Origin of the sequence: Fibrobacter sp. UWH9, from assembly GCF_900129715.1 — a bacterium.
In the GTDB taxonomy this organism is placed as follows: domain Bacteria; phylum Fibrobacterota; class Fibrobacteria; order Fibrobacterales; family Fibrobacteraceae; genus Fibrobacter.
On record NZ_FQWP01000009.1, the window covers coordinates 72,057 to 90,049 of the forward strand.

Annotated in this window: 32 protein-coding genes and 1 tRNA gene; 24 read left to right on the top strand and 9 right to left on the bottom strand. The window is 47.4% G+C overall.

The window, feature by feature from the left end; genetic code table 11:
• Positions 1 to 44: 44 nt before the first annotated feature.
• The 3 genes from BUB94_RS09285 to BUB94_RS09295 form a co-directional block, all read right to left on the bottom strand.
• The gene (locus BUB94_RS09285) at positions 45 to 455 is read right to left on the bottom strand and encodes a hypothetical protein (RefSeq protein ID WP_139260181.1); all 411 of its coding nucleotides are present in this window, start codon (positions 453 to 455) and stop codon (positions 45 to 47) included.
• Positions 456 to 477: 22 nt separating this feature from the next.
• The gene (locus BUB94_RS09290) at positions 478 to 684 is read right to left on the bottom strand and encodes a hypothetical protein (protein WP_139260182.1); all 207 of its coding nucleotides are present in this window, start codon (positions 682 to 684) and stop codon (positions 478 to 480) included.
• Between the two features lie 684 nt (positions 685 to 1,368).
• Positions 1,369 to 1,866, bottom strand: a complete 498-nt coding sequence (locus BUB94_RS09295) for a hypothetical protein (RefSeq protein WP_073236303.1) — start codon at positions 1,864 to 1,866, stop codon at positions 1,369 to 1,371.
• A 664-nt stretch (positions 1,867 to 2,530) separates the two neighbouring features.
• Between BUB94_RS09295 and BUB94_RS17320 the strand changes: the two genes are divergently transcribed.
• Positions 2,531 to 2,659 carry a hypothetical protein gene (locus BUB94_RS17320; RefSeq protein ID WP_256375056.1) on the top strand — a complete coding sequence of 43 codons (129 nt, stop codon included), beginning with the start codon at positions 2,531 to 2,533 and terminating at the stop codon, positions 2,657 to 2,659.
• A gap of 268 nt (positions 2,660 to 2,927) precedes the next feature.
• Here BUB94_RS17320 and BUB94_RS09310 read toward each other — a convergent pair whose 3' ends face one another.
• The 3 genes from BUB94_RS09310 to BUB94_RS09320 are packed head-to-tail and all read right to left on the bottom strand — an operon-like array spanning position 2,928 to position 4,729.
• Complete coding sequence (locus BUB94_RS09310; RefSeq protein ID WP_073236318.1) at positions 2,928 to 3,284, bottom strand: DUF2513 domain-containing protein; 357 nt, start codon at positions 3,282 to 3,284, stop codon at positions 2,928 to 2,930.
• 43 nt (positions 3,285 to 3,327) lie between these two features.
• The gene (locus BUB94_RS09315) at positions 3,328 to 4,422 is read right to left on the bottom strand and encodes a hypothetical protein (protein WP_073236323.1); all 1,095 of its coding nucleotides are present in this window, start codon (positions 4,420 to 4,422) and stop codon (positions 3,328 to 3,330) included.
• A 1-nt stretch (position 4,423) separates the two neighbouring features.
• The gene (locus BUB94_RS09320; RefSeq protein ID WP_073236327.1) at positions 4,424 to 4,729 is read right to left on the bottom strand and encodes a hypothetical protein; all 306 of its coding nucleotides are present in this window, start codon (positions 4,727 to 4,729) and stop codon (positions 4,424 to 4,426) included.
• A 134-nt stretch (positions 4,730 to 4,863) separates the two neighbouring features.
• Here BUB94_RS09320 and BUB94_RS16790 point away from each other — a divergent pair, with 134 nt between their 5' ends.
• Complete coding sequence (locus BUB94_RS16790) at positions 4,864 to 5,019, top strand: hypothetical protein (protein WP_217653120.1); 156 nt, start codon at positions 4,864 to 4,866, stop codon at positions 5,017 to 5,019.
• A 291-nt stretch (positions 5,020 to 5,310) separates the two neighbouring features.
• Here the strand turns inward: BUB94_RS16790 and BUB94_RS17325 are convergent, their stop codons facing one another.
• Entirely contained in the window at positions 5,311 to 5,439 is a 129-nt protein-coding gene (locus BUB94_RS17325; RefSeq protein ID WP_256375057.1) for a hypothetical protein, read from the bottom strand.
• A 78-nt stretch (positions 5,440 to 5,517) separates the two neighbouring features.
• Here BUB94_RS17325 and BUB94_RS16450 point away from each other — a divergent pair, with 78 nt between their 5' ends.
• From BUB94_RS16450 to BUB94_RS09420, 22 genes are all read left to right on the top strand, one after another.
• On the top strand, positions 5,518 to 5,949 hold the full coding sequence (locus BUB94_RS16450) for a hypothetical protein (protein WP_139260183.1): 432 nt from the start codon (positions 5,518 to 5,520) through the stop codon (positions 5,947 to 5,949).
• On the top strand, positions 5,942 to 6,445 hold the full coding sequence (locus tag BUB94_RS09335; RefSeq protein ID WP_073236338.1) for a hypothetical protein: 504 nt from the start codon (positions 5,942 to 5,944) through the stop codon (positions 6,443 to 6,445). Before BUB94_RS16450 ends, BUB94_RS09335 begins: the two co-directional genes overlap by 8 nt.
• A 12-nt stretch (positions 6,446 to 6,457) precedes the next feature.
• The gene (locus BUB94_RS09340; RefSeq protein ID WP_083538207.1) at positions 6,458 to 6,775 is read left to right on the top strand and encodes a SpoVG family protein; all 318 of its coding nucleotides are present in this window, start codon (positions 6,458 to 6,460) and stop codon (positions 6,773 to 6,775) included.
• Positions 6,768 to 7,196, top strand: a complete 429-nt coding sequence (locus BUB94_RS09345; protein ID WP_073236341.1) for a hypothetical protein — start codon at positions 6,768 to 6,770, stop codon at positions 7,194 to 7,196. The genes BUB94_RS09340 and BUB94_RS09345 overlap by 8 nt, the downstream gene beginning before the upstream one ends.
• 264 nt (positions 7,197 to 7,460) lie before the next feature.
• Entirely contained in the window at positions 7,461 to 7,622 is a 162-nt protein-coding gene (locus BUB94_RS16795) for a hypothetical protein (protein WP_175549709.1), read from the top strand.
• 3 nt (positions 7,623 to 7,625) lie between these two features.
• On the top strand, positions 7,626 to 7,922 hold the full coding sequence (locus BUB94_RS16455) for a hypothetical protein (protein WP_139260184.1): 297 nt from the start codon (positions 7,626 to 7,628) through the stop codon (positions 7,920 to 7,922).
• Positions 7,919 to 8,326: a single-stranded DNA-binding protein gene (locus BUB94_RS09355; RefSeq protein ID WP_073236348.1), complete on the top strand. Its 408-nt coding sequence runs from the start codon at positions 7,919 to 7,921 to the stop codon at positions 8,324 to 8,326. Before BUB94_RS16455 ends, BUB94_RS09355 begins: the two co-directional genes overlap by 4 nt.
• Before the next feature lie 9 nt (positions 8,327 to 8,335).
• On the top strand, positions 8,336 to 8,572 hold the full coding sequence (locus BUB94_RS09360; protein ID WP_073236351.1) for a hypothetical protein: 237 nt from the start codon (positions 8,336 to 8,338) through the stop codon (positions 8,570 to 8,572).
• A gap of 170 nt (positions 8,573 to 8,742) precedes the next feature.
• Positions 8,743 to 9,303 carry a 3'-5' exonuclease gene (locus BUB94_RS09370; protein WP_073236357.1) on the top strand — a complete coding sequence of 187 codons (561 nt, stop codon included), beginning with the start codon at positions 8,743 to 8,745 and terminating at the stop codon, positions 9,301 to 9,303.
• A gap of 194 nt (positions 9,304 to 9,497) precedes the next feature.
• Positions 9,498 to 10,022: a hypothetical protein gene (locus BUB94_RS09375; RefSeq protein ID WP_073236360.1), complete on the top strand. Its 525-nt coding sequence runs from the start codon at positions 9,498 to 9,500 to the stop codon at positions 10,020 to 10,022.
• Entirely contained in the window at positions 10,019 to 10,468 is a 450-nt protein-coding gene (locus BUB94_RS09380) for a hypothetical protein (RefSeq protein WP_073236363.1), read from the top strand. Before BUB94_RS09375 ends, BUB94_RS09380 begins: the two co-directional genes overlap by 4 nt.
• Before the next feature lie 14 nt (positions 10,469 to 10,482).
• Entirely contained in the window at positions 10,483 to 11,898 is a 1,416-nt protein-coding gene (locus tag BUB94_RS09385) for a ParB/RepB/Spo0J family partition protein (RefSeq protein WP_073236366.1), read from the top strand.
• Between the two features lie 3 nt (positions 11,899 to 11,901).
• On the top strand, positions 11,902 to 12,072 hold the full coding sequence (locus tag BUB94_RS16800) for a hypothetical protein (RefSeq protein ID WP_175549710.1): 171 nt from the start codon (positions 11,902 to 11,904) through the stop codon (positions 12,070 to 12,072).
• Entirely contained in the window at positions 12,069 to 12,593 is a 525-nt protein-coding gene (locus tag BUB94_RS09390) for a dATP/dGTP diphosphohydrolase domain-containing protein (protein WP_073236369.1), read from the top strand. Before BUB94_RS16800 ends, BUB94_RS09390 begins: the two co-directional genes overlap by 4 nt.
• Positions 12,583 to 12,882, top strand: coding sequence for a helix-turn-helix domain-containing protein (locus BUB94_RS09395; RefSeq protein ID WP_073236374.1), 300 nt, complete (start codon positions 12,583 to 12,585; stop codon positions 12,880 to 12,882). Before BUB94_RS09390 ends, BUB94_RS09395 begins: the two co-directional genes overlap by 11 nt.
• Position 12,883: 1 nt before the next feature.
• Complete coding sequence (locus BUB94_RS09400; RefSeq protein WP_073236377.1) at positions 12,884 to 13,180, top strand: hypothetical protein; 297 nt, start codon at positions 12,884 to 12,886, stop codon at positions 13,178 to 13,180.
• Positions 13,167 to 13,490, top strand: a complete 324-nt coding sequence (locus tag BUB94_RS09405) for a hypothetical protein (RefSeq protein WP_073236381.1) — start codon at positions 13,167 to 13,169, stop codon at positions 13,488 to 13,490. The genes BUB94_RS09400 and BUB94_RS09405 overlap by 14 nt, the downstream gene beginning before the upstream one ends.
• Entirely contained in the window at positions 13,487 to 13,816 is a 330-nt protein-coding gene (locus BUB94_RS09410; RefSeq protein WP_073236384.1) for a hypothetical protein, read from the top strand. The genes BUB94_RS09405 and BUB94_RS09410 overlap by 4 nt, the downstream gene beginning before the upstream one ends.
• Positions 13,816 to 13,986: a hypothetical protein gene (locus BUB94_RS16805; protein ID WP_158535487.1), complete on the top strand. Its 171-nt coding sequence runs from the start codon at positions 13,816 to 13,818 to the stop codon at positions 13,984 to 13,986. The genes BUB94_RS09410 and BUB94_RS16805 overlap by 1 nt, the downstream gene beginning before the upstream one ends.
• A 1-nt stretch (position 13,987) precedes the next feature.
• A complete protein-coding gene (locus BUB94_RS09415; protein ID WP_073236387.1) occupies positions 13,988 to 14,752 on the top strand; it encodes a prohibitin family protein in 765 nt (254 codons plus the stop codon).
• Positions 14,753 to 14,946: 194 nt separating this feature from the next.
• Positions 14,947 to 15,096, top strand: coding sequence for a hypothetical protein (locus tag BUB94_RS16810; RefSeq protein ID WP_175549711.1), 150 nt, complete (start codon positions 14,947 to 14,949; stop codon positions 15,094 to 15,096).
• Positions 15,093 to 15,494: a hypothetical protein gene (locus tag BUB94_RS09420; RefSeq protein ID WP_073236390.1), complete on the top strand. Its 402-nt coding sequence runs from the start codon at positions 15,093 to 15,095 to the stop codon at positions 15,492 to 15,494. The genes BUB94_RS16810 and BUB94_RS09420 overlap by 4 nt, the downstream gene beginning before the upstream one ends.
• A gap of 336 nt (positions 15,495 to 15,830) precedes the next feature.
• Here BUB94_RS09420 and BUB94_RS09425 read toward each other — a convergent pair.
• Both BUB94_RS09425 and BUB94_RS09430 read right to left on the bottom strand, forming a co-directional pair.
• A tRNA-Glu gene (locus BUB94_RS09425) sits at positions 15,831 to 15,903 on the bottom strand.
• Positions 15,904 to 15,985: 82 nt separating this feature from the next.
• Complete coding sequence (locus BUB94_RS09430; protein ID WP_073236393.1) at positions 15,986 to 17,914, bottom strand: peptidylprolyl isomerase; 1,929 nt, start codon at positions 17,912 to 17,914, stop codon at positions 15,986 to 15,988.
• Between the last annotated feature and the right edge of the window lie 79 nt (positions 17,915 to 17,993).

Sequence of the window (17,993 nt, forward strand, 5' to 3'; positions counted from 1 at the left end):
AATAAACGTCACAACAAAAAAGCCAGGCAAACCCGGCTGTAAAATTATTTCTTTGAAAAGAATGTCTTAAAAAAGACCGCCGCAGGCAATATTGCGGCGACAAAAGCCTGAATATTTTTATTCTGAAGAACAAAATAAATAGAAGCTGCTATACAAGCGGCAGAAAGAACAAAAGCAAAAATCAGCCCCAGCATATTTGCATAATTATTCGACTTGATAGCTAATTTCTGATTTTCTATAGCTGCACGCTGATTTTCAATTTCTTGACGTTGATTCTCAACCTTCATCGTTTCACGGCGGCTACTTTCTTCTGCAAGAGACATTATCCTTCCAGGAAGATCTTCAGAACACTCCCTGTAACGAAACATATCCTCAGGAGCTGGCATTGGTCCACTGAAAGACTTCTGAGCAATAACAGTCGTTGATGGCTGTTGATGAGGACTTCCTTGTTTCATTGGATGACGCCTCTGCTGTCTATTAGGCATTAGTCAATTGCTTGGCTGATTTTTTCATAAGAACTCCAGCATCATTGAAGCATTCAGCAACACCTTCCCAAATTGGTTTGGAATTCAAAGATTTCACTGGAGAAACTTCTGGTATTTCCGGAATACTGATGTCAGACGGAGCCAAACTCATAGAGAAACAACCGGCTAAAAAAGCCTTAATGAAATCTTTCTTGTTCATGGTCATGTCCTCCGTTTGAATTCGTTGCCAAATCTACAAATAAAATACCTAATTGACTTTAGTAAAGCAAATAAAAGTATTCCAAATCATAGCATTTTTTACCATTTCATTGCAGTTTATATCGTTTTATTGCATTTTATATCATTTTCGTTCAATTAGCGTCATCTACATTCTTTTATCGTCTTTTAGCTGCGATTTGTCAAACGAACCGCCCATCGTGGTCCACCCAGGAACCCGTTAACCCACCCGAAAAAGTCAAAAAGTTGGATTTGAAGTCGCGCGCGCCACCCCATGAGTGATTTCAAAAGAGCAACAAACTTTATTGACAGGGGGCCTACCCTATCCCTCCACGCCCGTTAACACAGGTTTAACCGATTAACCAACGTTAACCAACGAGACCGAACCGGCACCCACAGCCCCCTGCACATTGCCCGTAATCAAACGGAAAACAACGATTAACTAGCATTAACCTAAAAACATTCAAGTTAAACGAATTAAGCGATTGTGGAGCGAATGTGAAGCGAATCTAACAGGCGTTAACCCAACACCAGACATACCGCCCCACCATCCAAATTAACCAAAACATTCAACATTTAGACGCAAAAAGCCAGAGAGAATCGCTCCCCTCTGGCTTGGTGTTGCCAAAAACGAGCCCGCCGCTGCGGACCCGGTTACTGGAAGCAATCACCAGCTAATGAAATTGGACGTTAGAGACTTGTACCAAGGAATGTGGTTCTTATACTGCGGAACGCCAAGCTGATCGCAAGTAACGTTTCTAGCAATAAGTAGCAAAGCATTCAAAGTCGATTTGCATCTTCCATCGAATTTCTGCAGTCGGAACCTTAAATCAGATAGTTCTTCTGCAGAAGCCTTTTCTCGGACACGCAAAAACTCGGAGAACAAAGAATTGTACCCATCAAACATAGATTCCCAAAAACCAGTCAACCCCTTAACATTCAGAGCGACGTCAAGAGCCAAAGACAGAGAACCGATGACGTTCAGTACAAAAGACAAACATTCACCACCACCAGACGCGGAGTATCCGGAAAGCCATAACGAAGCAAGCGCTACAACGCAAAGAATCACGTTCAGCTTAACAAAGAACGAATGCCTATAACCAGAATAAGCAATTGCCGCACGAAGGCGGTACTCTAAATCCCACTGAAGTTCTTTTTTGTTCATACTAGCCTACATAGGAATTGGCGGAACATTTGTAGCTGGCCCAGCCTGGTTACCGTCGCCAGCATTTTTACGTTCGTTTAACGGAGTCGTACTTTTCATTTTGATTGTCTGTCATGAAAATAGAATTAAAGAATTATGAATGCAAGGCAAGATAGAAAAAACCATCTCCCCCGCCTTGGGGAGGTGCCCAGAAGGGGTCGCGCGGCCGGCATACCACAATGATCCTTATTATGCCACAAGGACTTGGTGTGCGCCTGGAGCCGGTTCAGGGAGCAGGGGGCTGTGTGCGCTTGGACGGGCGGAAGCCCGCGGCGTTACCCTGCAACGGACTCTCCCGAGTTAGCAGCACGCTGCCAAAGCGTGGCGTTGGCGTTGTTTTGGGGTCAGGGCTAGTATTGGCACCTTTGCTGCTAAAAAGGGCCGTGACGGCTGTTTATGGCGGGGTTTTGGCTATTGACAGGCGGGAATCAAGAATGTGTGTTTGTTCTGAAGGACTGAAAAAGATTTAAGATGTCTTATAAGCGTACTTATAAGAATGATTGTAAGACTTCTTAACCTTCTCTATATATGTATACATAAAAAGGATGTTTACACGTAAGAAGGATGTATAGTGTAGAACTTTTTCTTTCTTGGTTCTTCTTTCTTTTTAACCAAGAGGTAAAACATGATTAAATCCGTTATGCAGGCCGTAGGGTACTGCTTCGCCATCATCGAGCACGAACACGACGCAAAAAAGGCCAAGGACCTTATCTACAGGAGGATCCTTGACCTTAAAAAGGAGCTGGGGTTCTAGAAAAAAGATGGGGCAATTTTGCCCCGTCAGTAAAAACATTGGTTTATTTTTTTAGTATGAGCTCTACCGAATTTGCACACGAACTTTCAAAAGTGACTTTATACCACAACCTAGAAACTTTTAACAAAAGGCATGAAGCAGTAGTCTTTTTCTACGAAACTTTCCAGGCGGCCAACGACATTTACCTAGGCCGAACAAAATCCAGGCTCGAACCGTACACTCTGCAGAGCTTGTCAAAATTCCTGCAAATCGCACTGAGCGACAAGTTTCAGAATAGCTTGTCTAATGTTTGAGCCGCCATTTTCAGTGCGTTTAAAAGCACATCGAAAGTAAGTGAAACCCCGCTATCCATAGCCTTTTGTTTTACAGAGTTCCAAACCTTGCTATCCCTACTGGCATCCAGAAACTCGTATCCGTTCCAGGTTATTTTGACACTAACAGGGAAACGTCCACCAGAACCTTCGTGAATACCTCCAGAAACAAGGCCGGCCTGTTTCATGATCTGAATGTGCTCATACACAGTATCTTCGTTCCTACCGTAATCTTTGTGTTCCCAATCACATCCTGCAGGAACACTTTCAATGTCAAGCAGGATTTCGCGGACCAAATCCATATCTCTTTCCATAGCACCTACTTTTGAGGGGGCTTGGGGCCGTCGGACTTTAAGACTAACACCATTTCATTTTAGAATCGAGATATTGAAGACCAGCCATCCCAAAAGGTTTAGCTTTTTCACGACCTCCGACAACATATTCTGCAGTCTCTTTGAAAGATTTTTTTTGATTTTCAGAAATCTCTTTGGCATATTTGTTTACAATTTTTTTATAATCAGTCAGCTCCAACTTTATTCTTCTAGAAACTTTAGCTATCAAATCTTCGGTACAGTCAGCTCCAATCAAAATCATGTATTCATTAATCTTGGCACGCTTCTTAGCTGTCAAAGACGCATCTGCTCGACCAAGATATATCAAAATGGACAAAACTTCGTTATAATCCATTAAGAGTCTTTGCACCTTACCATTATCACTTTGGTAGTAGCTATTTTCTATATACGCAGTAAAGTCACCAATGCCTTCAGCAGAAATAACTTTACTCAATCCCACATTGTGACGATCTCCGTTCTCATCTAACAGTACCACATACAATCCATCAATTTCATACGAAGATATTCTAACCTTTTCCAGCAAAAATTCCCCCTGAATTTCACCTTCCTTGTATGTTACAACAGTCATTCTTAACTTCTGATTAATGTCGAACTCTCCAACATTTTCTGACACCGGTTTTGATTTGTTATACGAGCGTTCTACCCATTCTTCATAACGATACACATCACATGGTCTGACATTTTGTTTGAATTTCTTCAACAAAAACCGTTTGATATCGTTTGTTACAATTTCACCCGTTTCAAGATCTACGCACTCCGTAATCCTAGGTATATAGAAAGACCGTTCCTCATCTCTTAAAAAACAATGAGCTGTCAGAACTTGACCATCTATTTTTTTTGCGAAAATTTGACGTAAAGTCTCATTTCCTTCAGAATCCTCATATTTGATTTCAAAATTCGGCGAAAAATCATTCACATTTTTCTTATTCTGTACGCTATCAACCTCTGCAACAGATTCTCTCTTTTGATTTTTCAAAAAAAAAGTCGCTAATAGAAACGCAACTATAAGCCATTTCATCCAACTATCCATCCACAATATTAAAATTGCAGAAATCGAGACTAAGCAGCCAATACTCCCTGAGTTATTTTTTTTTGACATACTACCCCTGCATAGCATCAATAATTTTTTTTAATCCGTCCAACACGATATTAAGCGAATCGTCATGGACAACATTCAACTTAACTTTGTCTTCAATCCCAAAAATTGCATTTATGGAAGCCCCATTTTCCAACAGCACTTTAATAGCGTCATATGTCGGACGAGTTCCTCCCCGATCCTTATCATAAGACCACTTATAAAGAGCTTTTTCGTTCAGCTCCACCAGCTCAGCAATCTGCCGCTGAGACATGTCCATATCTTTTTGGAGTAAATCCAAGTTCACTTTTGCAGTAAAATTCGTATCCATGCCCCTAAATTAGGCATTTTCTCTTTATTGGAGAAAATAAGTATAAAAAAAAGTGAAAAAAAGTATTGACTTTTTCTAAAAAAGAAACTACATTCTCCAGTAACGAAACAAAAGTCTCTAAAAAAGAAACTACAATGATTAAGACAATACAAGTTAAACTTCCTGGAGAAATCGGCAAACTCTTCGATGATCTGAAAGAGGTTAGAAATAAAAATTTCGAACCGACCTCTTACACATCGATTGTCATGGATGCAGTAAAGGCCTACCACCAACAGCGAGTCTCAAAATAAGGTTCGCAAATGTCAAGATCAAAGAATACGATACCACGGTGGATTTCATTAGATATGCAGCAGTTATTCATCTTACAAGCCAAAATGGGCAACAATGAAGAATTTGGTGCTTTCTGCAGAAAAGCCGTGCTCGACCTTTGTTCTGGCTGCGTCGCTTCAGATGTCAACGAAAATGTGCGCGAAAGATACAACCACGCGCTAAATCGTATGCAAAAGCGCCAGCAAACCAACCAGGCATATTACAACAAGCATAACGACCAAGTGGCCTCATCCGACATAAGCACGAATGACTCACAGCAGGAAGCCGCGAACGGCAACGCCGCGGACAATTGTAAAGCACCACCTTCCTGCACGAATTTTGCAGATGGCGACACCCGCGAGGGCTCGCTGAACATCGCTAACACCGGCAACGGTGCGCATCTGGAATCTGGTACATCTGCAAAAGCCTCTGGCTCCAAAGTGGACGCCCCTGTCGGTAACGCTGGGGATGAACTCGCAATGCCCGCAAGGGTCGTTCCGGAATCCGCTACGTCCACCGCGGTAGCCAAGCCCTTGAAAAAGCCCTATGGCGAAAACAAGCACGTTCTCCTCACCGACGAGGAGGGGGCCAAGCTCCGGGAACTGTACGGCCACGATCTCGCTGTCGCCATCAACATCCTTGACGGCTACATCGAGAACAACGGCAAGGCAGCCAAGCGATACAAGAGCCACTACATGGTGCTTCGCCGCGGCAACTGGGTGTGGGACAAGGTCCAGAACATGAAGCTCACCGAAAAACGCCTGGAGAACGCAGGCGGCAAGGCAAAGAACTTCAAGGCGGAGGAGCGCGAAGCCATGGCCCGGTTCATCCGCGGGGAATCGGTCAATCACGACTCCAAGGTCAACGATTCGGAACTTTCAATGGAGGAGCTGAAGCAGCTGTATGGATGATATGCAGAAAAAAGTGAACCATCTGTGCCTATTGCTCAGGCTCCAGGTCATCGAGTACCTGCTGAAGGTGGACCGCATCGAGTACGGCGCTCCGGCGCTCTCCGACGAGGAGATGGTGGTGACCAAGGCAATGGTCAATGCACTACCGTGCTGCACCAAGCGTCTGAAGGGCCTGTTCGAGGACGCACACCAGGCTCAGCGCGAAATGGGGATGTTCCCCCACGCCGTGAATCCGGGCGAGCTCAAGTGGTGCCTGAAGAACCGCCACATCGGCTACAGCTGCATCCAGAAGGTAAAGCATTCGTGGCTCCCCTTCAAGGAAGACAAGGACCTGCGTTCGCTCCCCGCCTTCAGGGCCCTCACCGAAGTCTACCGCCCCCTCATCGCATCGGGCAAGGGCATCATCCCGCCCATCGACGAAGACAAGGTCCAGGAAGAAGCCCTCGCCATCGTCAACCAAGTCACAGAAAAACTCATCACAAATGACAACCAATAAAGGCAATAAATCATGAGCAAAGAATCCAATCAATTTGACCGCCTGGTAGTAACTAATGTCGATGTCTACACATTCAAAGAAGGCACATTAGGATGCATCAAGGCACTAGCATCCATCATCATCAACGACCAGTTCGTTATTCGTGGGCTTCGCGTGATGGATGGAGAAAACGGTCTATTCGTTGGCTATCCCAACGATCCGTTCTACAAGGGCGAAAACATGAAATGTATCTGCCAGCCGATTACACGTCAGCTTCGCGAACACATCGAAAACGTCGTTCTGGAAAAATACCAGGAAAAAGCAGCAGAGACGGAGGACGACGATGACTGACGACATGGCGACAGACGAAGAGAAGCTGAAGTACAGGACATACGAGACCGGACAGGCTTGGCTTTACCTGCAAAAGAGAGCGTTACTCAAGGCTACGGAGCCAACCGAGTCAATCGGAATCTGGGCGAAGGTCGCCATGGAATGCGAAAGAAAATTCAAGGAATGCCAGAATGAACTCAGAAGACTTCTACGCAAAAGTGAAAAAGAAAATCGAGAGCCATCCGTTCGAGCCGAAGTGCATCGAGGCGACAATGCGGAAAGAGAATGCAAGGAAAGCTTCGCAAAGGTACGAGAAAACTTTCAAGGCGAAAATAAAGCACCGCAAGTGGGACAAGACAGATGCCGGAAAAAGAAGCAACAAGGTCAGATGCGACAGATACCGCGAAAAGAACAAGGAAAACGAAGAATTCATCCTTCGTAAGCGGAGAAACAGCGTGAACAGTTTCCGGCGAAGGCGAGAGAAGGCTCTGTTCCTTGTGCTGACGAATATCGACCAAGAAGCCCTAGACACCTAGGCACAGCGAGGCATGGAGAAGAGTTTGCCAACAGAGAATGAGCAATCGAAGATGACAACGGCTAGAAACTTCGACAAATCAAGACACGGTTGTTATCTGAAGCTTTGACACTCTTGGGGGATCGTTACCCCCCCCGCATTAACAAAAGTTTACAAAAGGAATGAATAGAAATGATGTTTAAGGAATATAAGAGCGCCGAGTATTGGCAGAAGGTCCGCAACTTGGAGTGCGCCAAGGAATGCCTTGACAATTGTTCCAGGGCCGTAGCTATTCTGATAGCTTCCGCACTGTTCCCGATCCTCTACTGCATCGCATCTATTCTCGACGGGTAGCTTATGAACGTACACGAAGCAGTCAGGCGAAACAACTACAAGAACGCCTTGCACATGCTCTGCATCAAGATGGGATGGACCAAGGAATACTCCTGGTACATCATGCGCAGAGAACCAGATATGTGCAGGAACGGCGGTAGAGAAGCCTTCATCAAGAAGGCCACCAGATTGCTTGCGTTCAACTACGATGGCATCCATACCGGGGCCGAGCCGTCACTTTCGCCAAGGCTTTTGCCAAGCGAACATCCATTGAGTCAACCGATCCGTTTTCCACCTGAATTTGAAGAGAAGTCTAAATGAGTTTGAATCACGCTATTTTCCACGGTCGCCTGGGCAACAATCCAGAGATCACCACAATGCCCAACGGCAAGGAACGAGTCCGTTTCAGCATCGCCGTCGACCGCAACTACAAGGACCAGGACGGCAACCGTCCTACCGACTGGATTTCGGTTATCATCTGGGGCAGCGCCAATTACGCCCGCAAGGTGAACCTCGCCAAGGGCGACAGCGTTATCGTCAGCGGCCGCATGGAGAACAACACCTGGACCGACAACAACGGGCTCCCGCGCACCGCTACCACGCTCAACTGCAGCGAAATCCACTTGACAGCAAAGAAGGGTGACCGCAAGAGCGACAAGGACCAGGCCGCCGAAGCCGCATTCCAGAACACCACACCGCAAGACGATGACGACTTTCCGTTCTAGGGGGATGATATGACCAACGCAGTAATCAGGCTCAAGGGAAAGACCCACAACGAAACGAATTACGTGATATCCATATTCATCGATGGCGAAGGCAAAATCAGCCATACCGAAGTATGCGGAAAACCTTGCCGCGCCGTAAAAGAAACCATCGATAACCTCGGTGCAATCAAGTCCAGCAATGTCAACGGAATTTGCGACGCAATCCGACTCAAAATGGCAACGCACAACGAATATGTCAAAGGATAAGAATCACACACCGTGGACCACTTCTGAAGTCGCCATTCTAAAGGCTGGCGTGATTCCGGAAGGGCGTACAATGCGAGCCTGCAGGACCTTCTGCTGGAGGCATGGAATCTTTTGGGCCGGCAAGAAAACTTACGACAACAACATGAACCTCTTACAAAGGATAAAGAAAAATGCGAAACATCCTCATAATTGACATCGAGACCACCGGCACCAAGCCTGGCTGCAAGGTGCTTTCCATCGGGGCCTTCGGCTTTAACAAAGAAGGTCAGCAGGTTAGTTTCTACGAACGAATCAATCCGGAACAGCTTGCCCAGGAAATGTTCTTTGACGAGGACTCCACCATGGAATGGTGGCGCAAGCAGGACGAATCCGTAATGCTGGAAGCCTTCGGCGGCGAGAAGGGCCCTGCAGAAGTCCTGAGCGAATTCAAGCAGTTCTTCTACAAGAACTTCAACCCCGGCCGCGGCAGCTGCAAGTTCACCGTGTGGAGCTGCGGCATTGATTTCGACTTCCCGATCCTTGGCGAACTGTTCGCAAGAACCGGCGTCTCTCCCCTGTGGAAGTTCTGGCAGCAGCGCGACTACCGCACCATCAAGGAACTGTTCCCCGAAGTAAAGGCCAACGAAGGCAACGTCGAGAAGCACAACGCCCTGGAAGACGCCAAGGCACAGATGCGCGGACTCCGTTATTTCTTTGGTCTGCAGCTCGCTCCCGCAAAGAGCATCCAGTAGAATATAGCCCTGGCGGGCACAACACAACAAAAACACACTAGATGTCGGCGCCCTGCAACTCAGGCCCCAGCATTGAATTACACACCCCGCCAGGGTTTCACTTTAGCCCGATGGACGCATTTGATCTAGTCATTGAGTCCTCCTATTGGTTGTGTTGTACCGCGTCCGGAGGGCATTTTTTAAAGGAACAAGTCATGCGAAAGGAACGCACGAAGTACGGCTGCAAGACTTTCACGGTCAAGGAACTGCAGGATTTGCTTCCAAGGCTCGACTGCGACCGTGAAGAAGCCTTGAAAATCGGCGAAAGCATCGGAATGACAAAGCATGCAGTCGATACGCTCAGGAGCCTGCTCGGTTTCACAAAGAAGACTCCAGACATCATTCCGGAATCCACCCTGGACAGGGTAGTCGAAATATTCCTGGACAATCCGGACAAGAGCGCCTACGAACTGTTCAGGGAGTACAACGGCGAACTGAAACTTGCCTGCTACCAAAAGTTCTACGAAATCCTAAGGCGTCGTGGAATCGAGAGCAACCGTAAACGAGACTACTGGTCCGTTTTCAAGGACAAGAAACTCCTGGACCTTAGGGACAACAAGAAAATGTCATTCCCGGAGATACACAAGATGATGCCGGAACGAAGCATCGGAGCCCTGCAGCTAAGACACGCAAAATTACACGGTTATATCGCACCAAGCAAAAGGAACAAAAAATCATGAATATTCAACAACAGCAAACAATACTCAACACACTCAAACAAACAAGAAATCTGACTTTAATTAGTCAACAATCCGGAATCAACATGGTCGCGCTAAGCAAACTATCCAATGGCCATAAAGCATTATCCGCTAAATTGCAAGACAGACTTCTTTCATACTACAACAACAAAAAAAACGCTCAAGCATCGTTGAAATCCATAAATAAAAGGCATTGGACCCTAGAAGAATACAATCAGCTGGCTGAAGGAAAAATTCCATCCGGAAGAACGAAAGGACAAGCAGACGAAGCCTTGAGACGGGTGTACAGAAATTTAATCAAAAAAGGTCTGAGAAAAGATATAATCGGACCCAAGTTTAAAGAAATAAGAATAAAAGCTGAAATCATACAACAAAAAACGACTACCGAAGATATCTGCAATATCTTCACACACAAACTAGGAATCTAAAAGGAACAAAATCAATGAAAACGCAGCTTGACATGAGAACTATCGCAGTCGCGAAAATCATCCCCAACCAGAACAACCCCAGATCCGAAATCGGCGACGTTTCCGATCTGGAAGCAAGCATCAAGGCCCACGGCCTTATCTCTCCGCTGACCGTCCGCTGGAACGGCAACCAGTTTGAAGTTGTTGCAGGTTCCCGTCGCCTGAAGGCACTGCAGAACCTCGGCATCGACAAGGTAGCCTGTAACGTGATTGACGGTCCCGAAGACAAACTCTTCGAAATCGCCACCGCCGAGAACGTGAGCCGCAAGAATATGAGCGCAGGTGACGAATGCCGTGCAGTCCTGCAGATGGTCAAGAACGGTACCGACATCCGTTCCATCGCAACCAACTTCGGCCACAGCGTACGCTGGGCCCTTGGTCGCCAGAAAATGGCGGAGCTTGGCGACGATATCATGAAAATGGTAGACGAAGGCGAAATCACCTTGGCCCACGCCGAAGTGCTGACCATGTGCACCAACGATGATGAAGTCAAGAAGTTCGCCGATCAGTGCCGTTACACCCATCCGGAAGACCTCAAAACTCGTATCATGAACGAGAAGAAGAACCTCTCCAAGGCCCCCTTCAACACAAAGAAAATCTGCAAGGGATGCGACAAGCAGACCATCACCCAGCAGGATATTTTCGGAGACGTTACCGACAGCTACTGCCAGGACGGCGAATGCTATCAGAACAATCTGGACAAGTTCATTGAAGGCAAGGTCGCCGAACTGAAGAAGAACGGCTACATCCAATGGGAAGGCAATTACGATTGGGATTTCATCCATTCCTACAGCTTTATTGATCCGGACAAAATGAGCGAAAGCGACGTGGAAGTCGTTGAACGCATCAAGGAAGACGGTGGACATCTCTGGTTCTACGTCAAGAAGGACGGAGAGGTGATTTTCCGCTGGAAGCGCTCCGAAGCACCTGAAGACCCTGAAGAAGAGGAAGCCCAGGAACAGGAACGTGCAGAACGCGAACTGAACAGCAAGGTACATCAGCGCAAAAATGAACTGGAAAAGGCTGACTTTAAGGAACGCGTCCAGAACATCGTAGACAGCATTAATTCGAACGCCGTAGCCCTCATCTTCGACACACTGAATACCGAGTGCTACGACAACGAAACCTTCGGCGAAAGCAGTACGGCAGACGCCGATGAAGAATACGACGAAGGAGCCGTAGCCAACATCGATGAACCTACCGCCAATGGCGATTCCCAGCGCGACTACATCGTTGCAAAGATCGTAGACATTCTCACCGATTACGACGGCGTCATCTACAAGTCTGAAGTCGAACGCGCTTTCTTTGACCTTAAGGAACGTTCCTGGTATGAAGCCGAAGCCCGCCGGCAGATTGAAGAAGAACCCGAAACCGAAGAAGAGCAGGAGTAGAAAATGAATTACTTCAAGCTCGCCAGGGAATGTGAAGCAAAGGTATTCCTTGGCGACAGCCCCAACCTTTTGGCAACCTGCTACCGTTGTGGCCACAAGTTCAAAATCAAAGACATGTTCGAAGTAGGCCTGAACGTGTTCAAATGCACCCAGTGTGTAAAGGAATCAAAATGAACCTGAAAAAGAAAATCGCAGAAAAAGAAGAAGCTCGCCTGGGAAAGCAAGTCAAGGCGATGAACGCAAAGTCCGCCGAAAAGCCCGCACAAGAAAAGAAGCGCGACCGCAAGAAAAAGACTGCAACCACCGAGGAATCCTCGGCAGTTGTTTCCGAAATGGAAAAGACTCAGACCGAGTTCATTCCCAACTTTTGGACTCACCCCGGCAAGGAATCGTCGGTAAAGATTCCAGATCAGTCCGCAAAGGCCGACTGCGGCAAGCCCCAGCTTTCCCTTGTCCCGACGAAAATCCTTGAAGCAATCGCCCGCGTCCGTGAATACGGCAATCGCAAATACAAGTCCAAGGACAACTGGAAGACCGTCGAAATCGAACGCTACCGCGACGCAGCCTTCCGCCATTGGGCACAGTACATCGACGATCCCAAAAGCTGTGACGAAGAATCCGGCCTTCCCCACCTCTGGCATGTTGCCTGCAACATCTCATTCCTGGTAAGCCTGGAGGACAACAATGCAGATTGAAGACATCGTAACCAAGGCTGACCTCGACGCCTTCGAAAAGAGGATTATGGCAGCTATTACCGCAGACAGGACCAAGACCGAACCTTGTTTCCTTGACCTGGGAGCAACCGCCAAAAAGTACAATCTCAAGAAGGGAAAACTAAGCGAACTCGTCAGGACCGGCGAAATCGCTCACAGCAAGTTCGGTCGCAAGATCTTCATCGACACAAACGACATGGACGCTTACTTCCGCAAGAATCGCATCATGAGCGACGATGAAGCTTCCAGCAAGGCGTTCGCGAGGTCATAACATGGCTTATAACATTAAAACAACTCATCATGAATTAATCAATAATGTCTCGACCGAAATCAAGACCGACGCTACCGTTTACGAAATGAACGAAGTCAAGGATTACATCCAGGAATTCATCGAACAGTTCACGGACTACTCCGACGAAGGCCTGATCAAGGTCGCAGTTTTCCACACCGACGATTACGGCAAGATGGACCTGAGAATGTTCTACACCTACAAGGAAAAGGACATGATCAGCTTCAACAAGGACCACGGCCGTCCAAAAGTTTTGGAGAGCACCAATGAAGAAGCGTAAGACACTTATCTCCCGCAACATGACCGCAGTATGCGAAGACCTTCGCCGACAGCAGCGCGAGCTTATGATGATGGCGGAGAAAGAAAACCTGCATTCTGAAGCCTGCGTAAAATATCCGCCGTGCATTTGTTGCGGGAAAGAAGGCACTCACGTCCGCAAGTGCTTCTTTCCTCTGGATTACGAAGCGCAAGTCAAGGCTTTCGGCTGGACGTTCTCCATGAGTCTCTGCGTCGATTGTCTTAACAAGGCTATGGAAGACGACCGCGTTTTTCAGATTATAAACCTTAGCGAAATCGGTATTTTATCATGACCATCAACCACGACCACCTGCACGGTACAACCGACAAGGCCGTGAGCCTTGAAGAAGACTATCGCAAGATCAGCGCGATGTACATCGACGCCATCAACAAAAGCGACAAGCTCGACATGGAGAACACCGAGCTCAAGTGGGATATCATTTCCTACCGTCTCGAAAACAAGGCCCTCCGTCTTGAACTTTTGAAATGGAAGTTGGCTTACATGAAGTCGATTAGATTCCATAGTCTTGACCACAATTACAACAGTCGCAAGACTGCCCAGAAGTACAGAATCATGTTTAAGCTTGAAGATCGTATCCAGAAGCTGGAGAAGATGTAATGGAAATAATCAGTTGCATAATCGCATACACAATCGGTTTGATTGGCGGCTACCTTGCTGCGGCAGGAACCGGCAACATCCCGACCATAAAACAAGTGGGATTCCTTGCAATAGCCTTGGCTTTGGTAATGACCCCCGTCATCATTTTCATCATCACATGGGAGACATAAAATGAAAAAGACAATCATCGCAATCATCATCGCACTCACAATCGTTGGATGTGCTCAGATCGACCAGACCGAACGCGGAATCATCCTTGAATTCGGAAAGGTTGACGAGGTAGTTGAACCCGGCCTTACCATCTACAACTTTATCACAAAGCAGGTATTAAAGATTTCCGTAAAGACCGAACTTCAGGAAATCCGTATCGAGTCCGGGTCAAAGGACCTGCAGACCGTCAACGTAACAGTTGCCGTAAATTACAGAATTGACCCGTCAAAGGTTGACCAGGTTTACACGCAGTACGGCATGAACGGTGTAGAGATTGCCCTGCAGCCAAAAATCAAGGAGACGATCACAGGCGTAACTCCACAGTACACCGCGGAGGAGATGCTGCAGAAACGCGAGGAAATCCGTCAGCGCATGGAAACAACATTGAAGTCTAAACTTGACTCCGCAAATACACACGTCATCGTCGAAGGCCTCGCCATCACGGACTTTGCATTCGGAAAAGCCTTCAAGGAAGCTGTAGAAGCCAAGCAAGTCGCTGAGCAGGACGCCCTGAAGGAAAAGAACATCAAGCTGAAGGTTGAATACCAGAACGAGCAGAAGGTGGCGAAAGCAAAGGCAGACTCCGCAGTGATCGCTCTGCAGATGCAGGCACTCAAGCAGCAGAACGGAAAGGAATACCTGACGCTCAAGTACATCGAAAAGTGGGACGGAAAGCTTCCCCAGGTATCCAACGGTAACGCACTTGTCATGCCGAAGATTGAATAATAAAAATTAGAGGAAATGAAAAATGGGAATAACGATCAAAAGTAAAAAACAGCGTAAAAACACAAGAGCTCCTCAATGACAAAAAAAAACGACACTCTAAATGGATAAAGTGGGCTACCGTCAAGGACCGTGAGGCCCCTTACCTGCCCTCAGGCTGGTACTGGGTCGCCTACTGGGACGGATCCGTGGAACTGATGTTCTGGGACTACGAAGGCGAATGGTACACCATCGATGGCGAAGCCGACGAAGAAGCCACCTTAAGCAACCTTGTCCGAACAGAAACGATCTACGCAATCAAGCGGGTTGTAATGGAGAAACATCCCTTAACAGAGAAGAAGCAATGACGTTTGAAGAAATATTTAAAAGTTGGACTTTAGACCAAAAAGTTGAATGGGCTTTAGGGCCTAACATCTGCAACTTGTCAAATCAAATGCGTTCCATAATTGTAGAGCTAAACGAGGAAAGAAAAGTTCTAATTCAAGAACTCAAAGATTATAAAGAACGTTTTATAAACGAAGTCGAAGCAAGTGTAAATTTACCTATGCCTTTTGTATCTCCAGCACGGTACGGTTGCGATTTATGTTTCAAGTACAGTTCTGAAGTTAAAGTGTACAACGTCTGGAAAGATCATGCGCATGGCAGGGTGAATCTTTGCCAGGAATGCTACGAATCCTACAAGGCTGAGTATTTCAAGCAAAAAGAAAGAGTTTTGAATAATGGACGAACAGAGGACACAAAATGACCGCAGAAGAATTCGACGCATTAAGCTTTCACAAAGGGATGGTAGTTCAATTCAAGTTCGTTTAATGCTATATTGAATGCAGGCCCGCGTGGCTGACATCAACAGGTACAAACCGGTTCGACCGGCCTGGATAACGTGATGGAAAACGCTCGATGAAATTCGAGCGTTTTTTGTTTGCGTCACGATTCGCAAGCGCTAGACCATTTTCGCGAAGTCACGAAAATGATAAATTTCGAACTTCAGTCACGATTTCGTCACGATTTAAAAAATTATTACATAAAGAAAAAGCCCCAAGCCCTTTATTTACAAGGCTTGGAGCGTGATTGGTTTATTTTATAGTGCCAGAGGGACTCGAACCCTCGTTGCCGGCGTGAGAGGCCAGTGTCCTAGACCACTAGACGATGGCACCGAAAAATGTTTCTACTTAAGCCTTCGCAAAAGCGGTGCTAAATGTAGTAAACATTTTTGAACTTGTCATCAAAGACCGGATATTAGTCTCTGTAGTACAGGTCCAGGTTGTTCTTGACCGGAGTTGCAGCTTCCAGGTTGTTCACGAATTCGTTGAACAGGCTTGCAGCACCGTAGCTAGAAGCGTTCTGGACGTCGGACTTAACAGCGGACTTCAGAGCTTCTTCTTCAGGAGTCTTCTTGGAGGTGACCTTCAGCATCACGGCACCAATATCGGTTGCCATTGCAGCGGTCCATTCACCTTCCTTGGCGTTCTTGACTGCCTTGGCGAAGTTCACGTTGCCGTAGCCGAAGCCCGGAACGTAACCGTCAACAGAAGCGCTCTTGGTTTCTACGCGGACCTTTTCGATCTTGGTGGTAGAATCGTCGGCGTTGAAGGCCTTGACCTTGTCGGCAACAGAGTTCAGGTAAGCTTCAGCAGCGGAAGCAGCCTTGTTGCGGAGGAGAGTTGCCTTGATGTCGTTGAAGAACAGGTCGAGGCTACGTTCGCCAGCCTTGAGGTCGGCAGTCTTGATAGCGACAGCAACCCACTTGTTGTTCTTCATGACCGGAGAAACCTTGCTAGATTCTTCGGGCAGGATTTCGTTGGGCCATGCGTAGGCAGCCAGACCCTTCAGGTAACCGACACCGTCGATGTTGTCGCCACGAGAAATCCAGTTGGATTTCTGAACCATCAGGTTCTGATCCTTGGCAGCTTCTTCGAAGGACTTGCCTGCATCAACGCTAGCCTTAACCTGAGCAAGAACGTTTTCGAGGCTGTCGATAGTTTCAGAAGAAGCGTTCACGACCAGCAGGATGTGACCGACCTTGACCAGGTCAGCACCGGTAGAGTCCTTGGACTTGCCGTAAGACTTAATGATATGGTAGCCGAAGCGGGTCTTCACCGGTTCAGAGATAGCGCCGGAATCCAGGGAGAAAGCCTTGTCTTCGAATTCCTTGACATAGACACCACGACCAACGTAATCGTCGCTCAGGATGCCGCCCTTTTCTGCAGTACCCGGATCTTCGGAAGAAATGCGAGCCATGTCTTCGAAGGTGGTGGTAGAAGAGGAGTCGGTGAGCTGGTAGTAGAGAGTCATTGCATATTCGCGGATGCGTGCATCGTCACCGGCGGTAGCTTCGACCGGCAGGTAAGCATACTGGAACTGAGCCATGTCCTTCATCACGAAGAAGCTGTCCTTATGTGCATTGAAGTAACCGGCAACCATGACGCTGTCGACAGTGTTTTCGTCAACGGCAAAGTCAGAAGCAGAGGCGACTGCCACCTGCAGTTCGTAGTCAGTCATACGGCGACCGACGGTCCAGTTAGCTTCGAGAGAAGTAGCGTGGAAGGAAGCACCGACCAGAGCCTGCAGTTGGCGAACGGGGATGGTGTTGGTCTTCAGGTCTTCTTCGTACTGAAGCATGACACCCCACTTGAAGGCTTCGGGAGTCTTGAGCCAGGCGTCGTATTCATCCTTGTTGAAGGTAGAATCGGTGAGGAACTTGGGCAGACTTGCGATGTAGGCCTGAGAGCGCTGCATCAAGTCTTCCTGGGAGGTAGCCTGCTGCTGGATAGCATAGAGGCGACGCTGAGCTTCCTGCACCAGACGGCCGCGGACGGCATCCGGATTGCGGGTGAATTCAGATTCCAGTTCGGCGACCGAGGCCTGCAGTTCGGCCTTTTCGAATTCGCCATTCAGGAGAATCTGGCGAACGAAAGAGCGGAAGACTTCGGAACGGAGCTGGTTGTACTGTTCGTCTTCGAGGTGCTGACCCTGATACTGGTTCTGCACGATCATCTTGATACGGGCGTCGAATTCAGCATAGGTGATCTTGCTGTCGTTGACTTCACCAACCGGGTAGCTCTTGCCCTGGTTCGGTACACGGTCCATGGCCAGAAGGCCAACAGCGATACCTGCGGCAAAGATTACAATAATCCACTTGGCTTTTTCATTAATCCACGTTAACATAGAGTAGACTCCATTAAAATTTTGTCGGCGCAAAATGTAGTAAAAAAATCCATTTGGTTTTATTTTGTTGTCATATAAT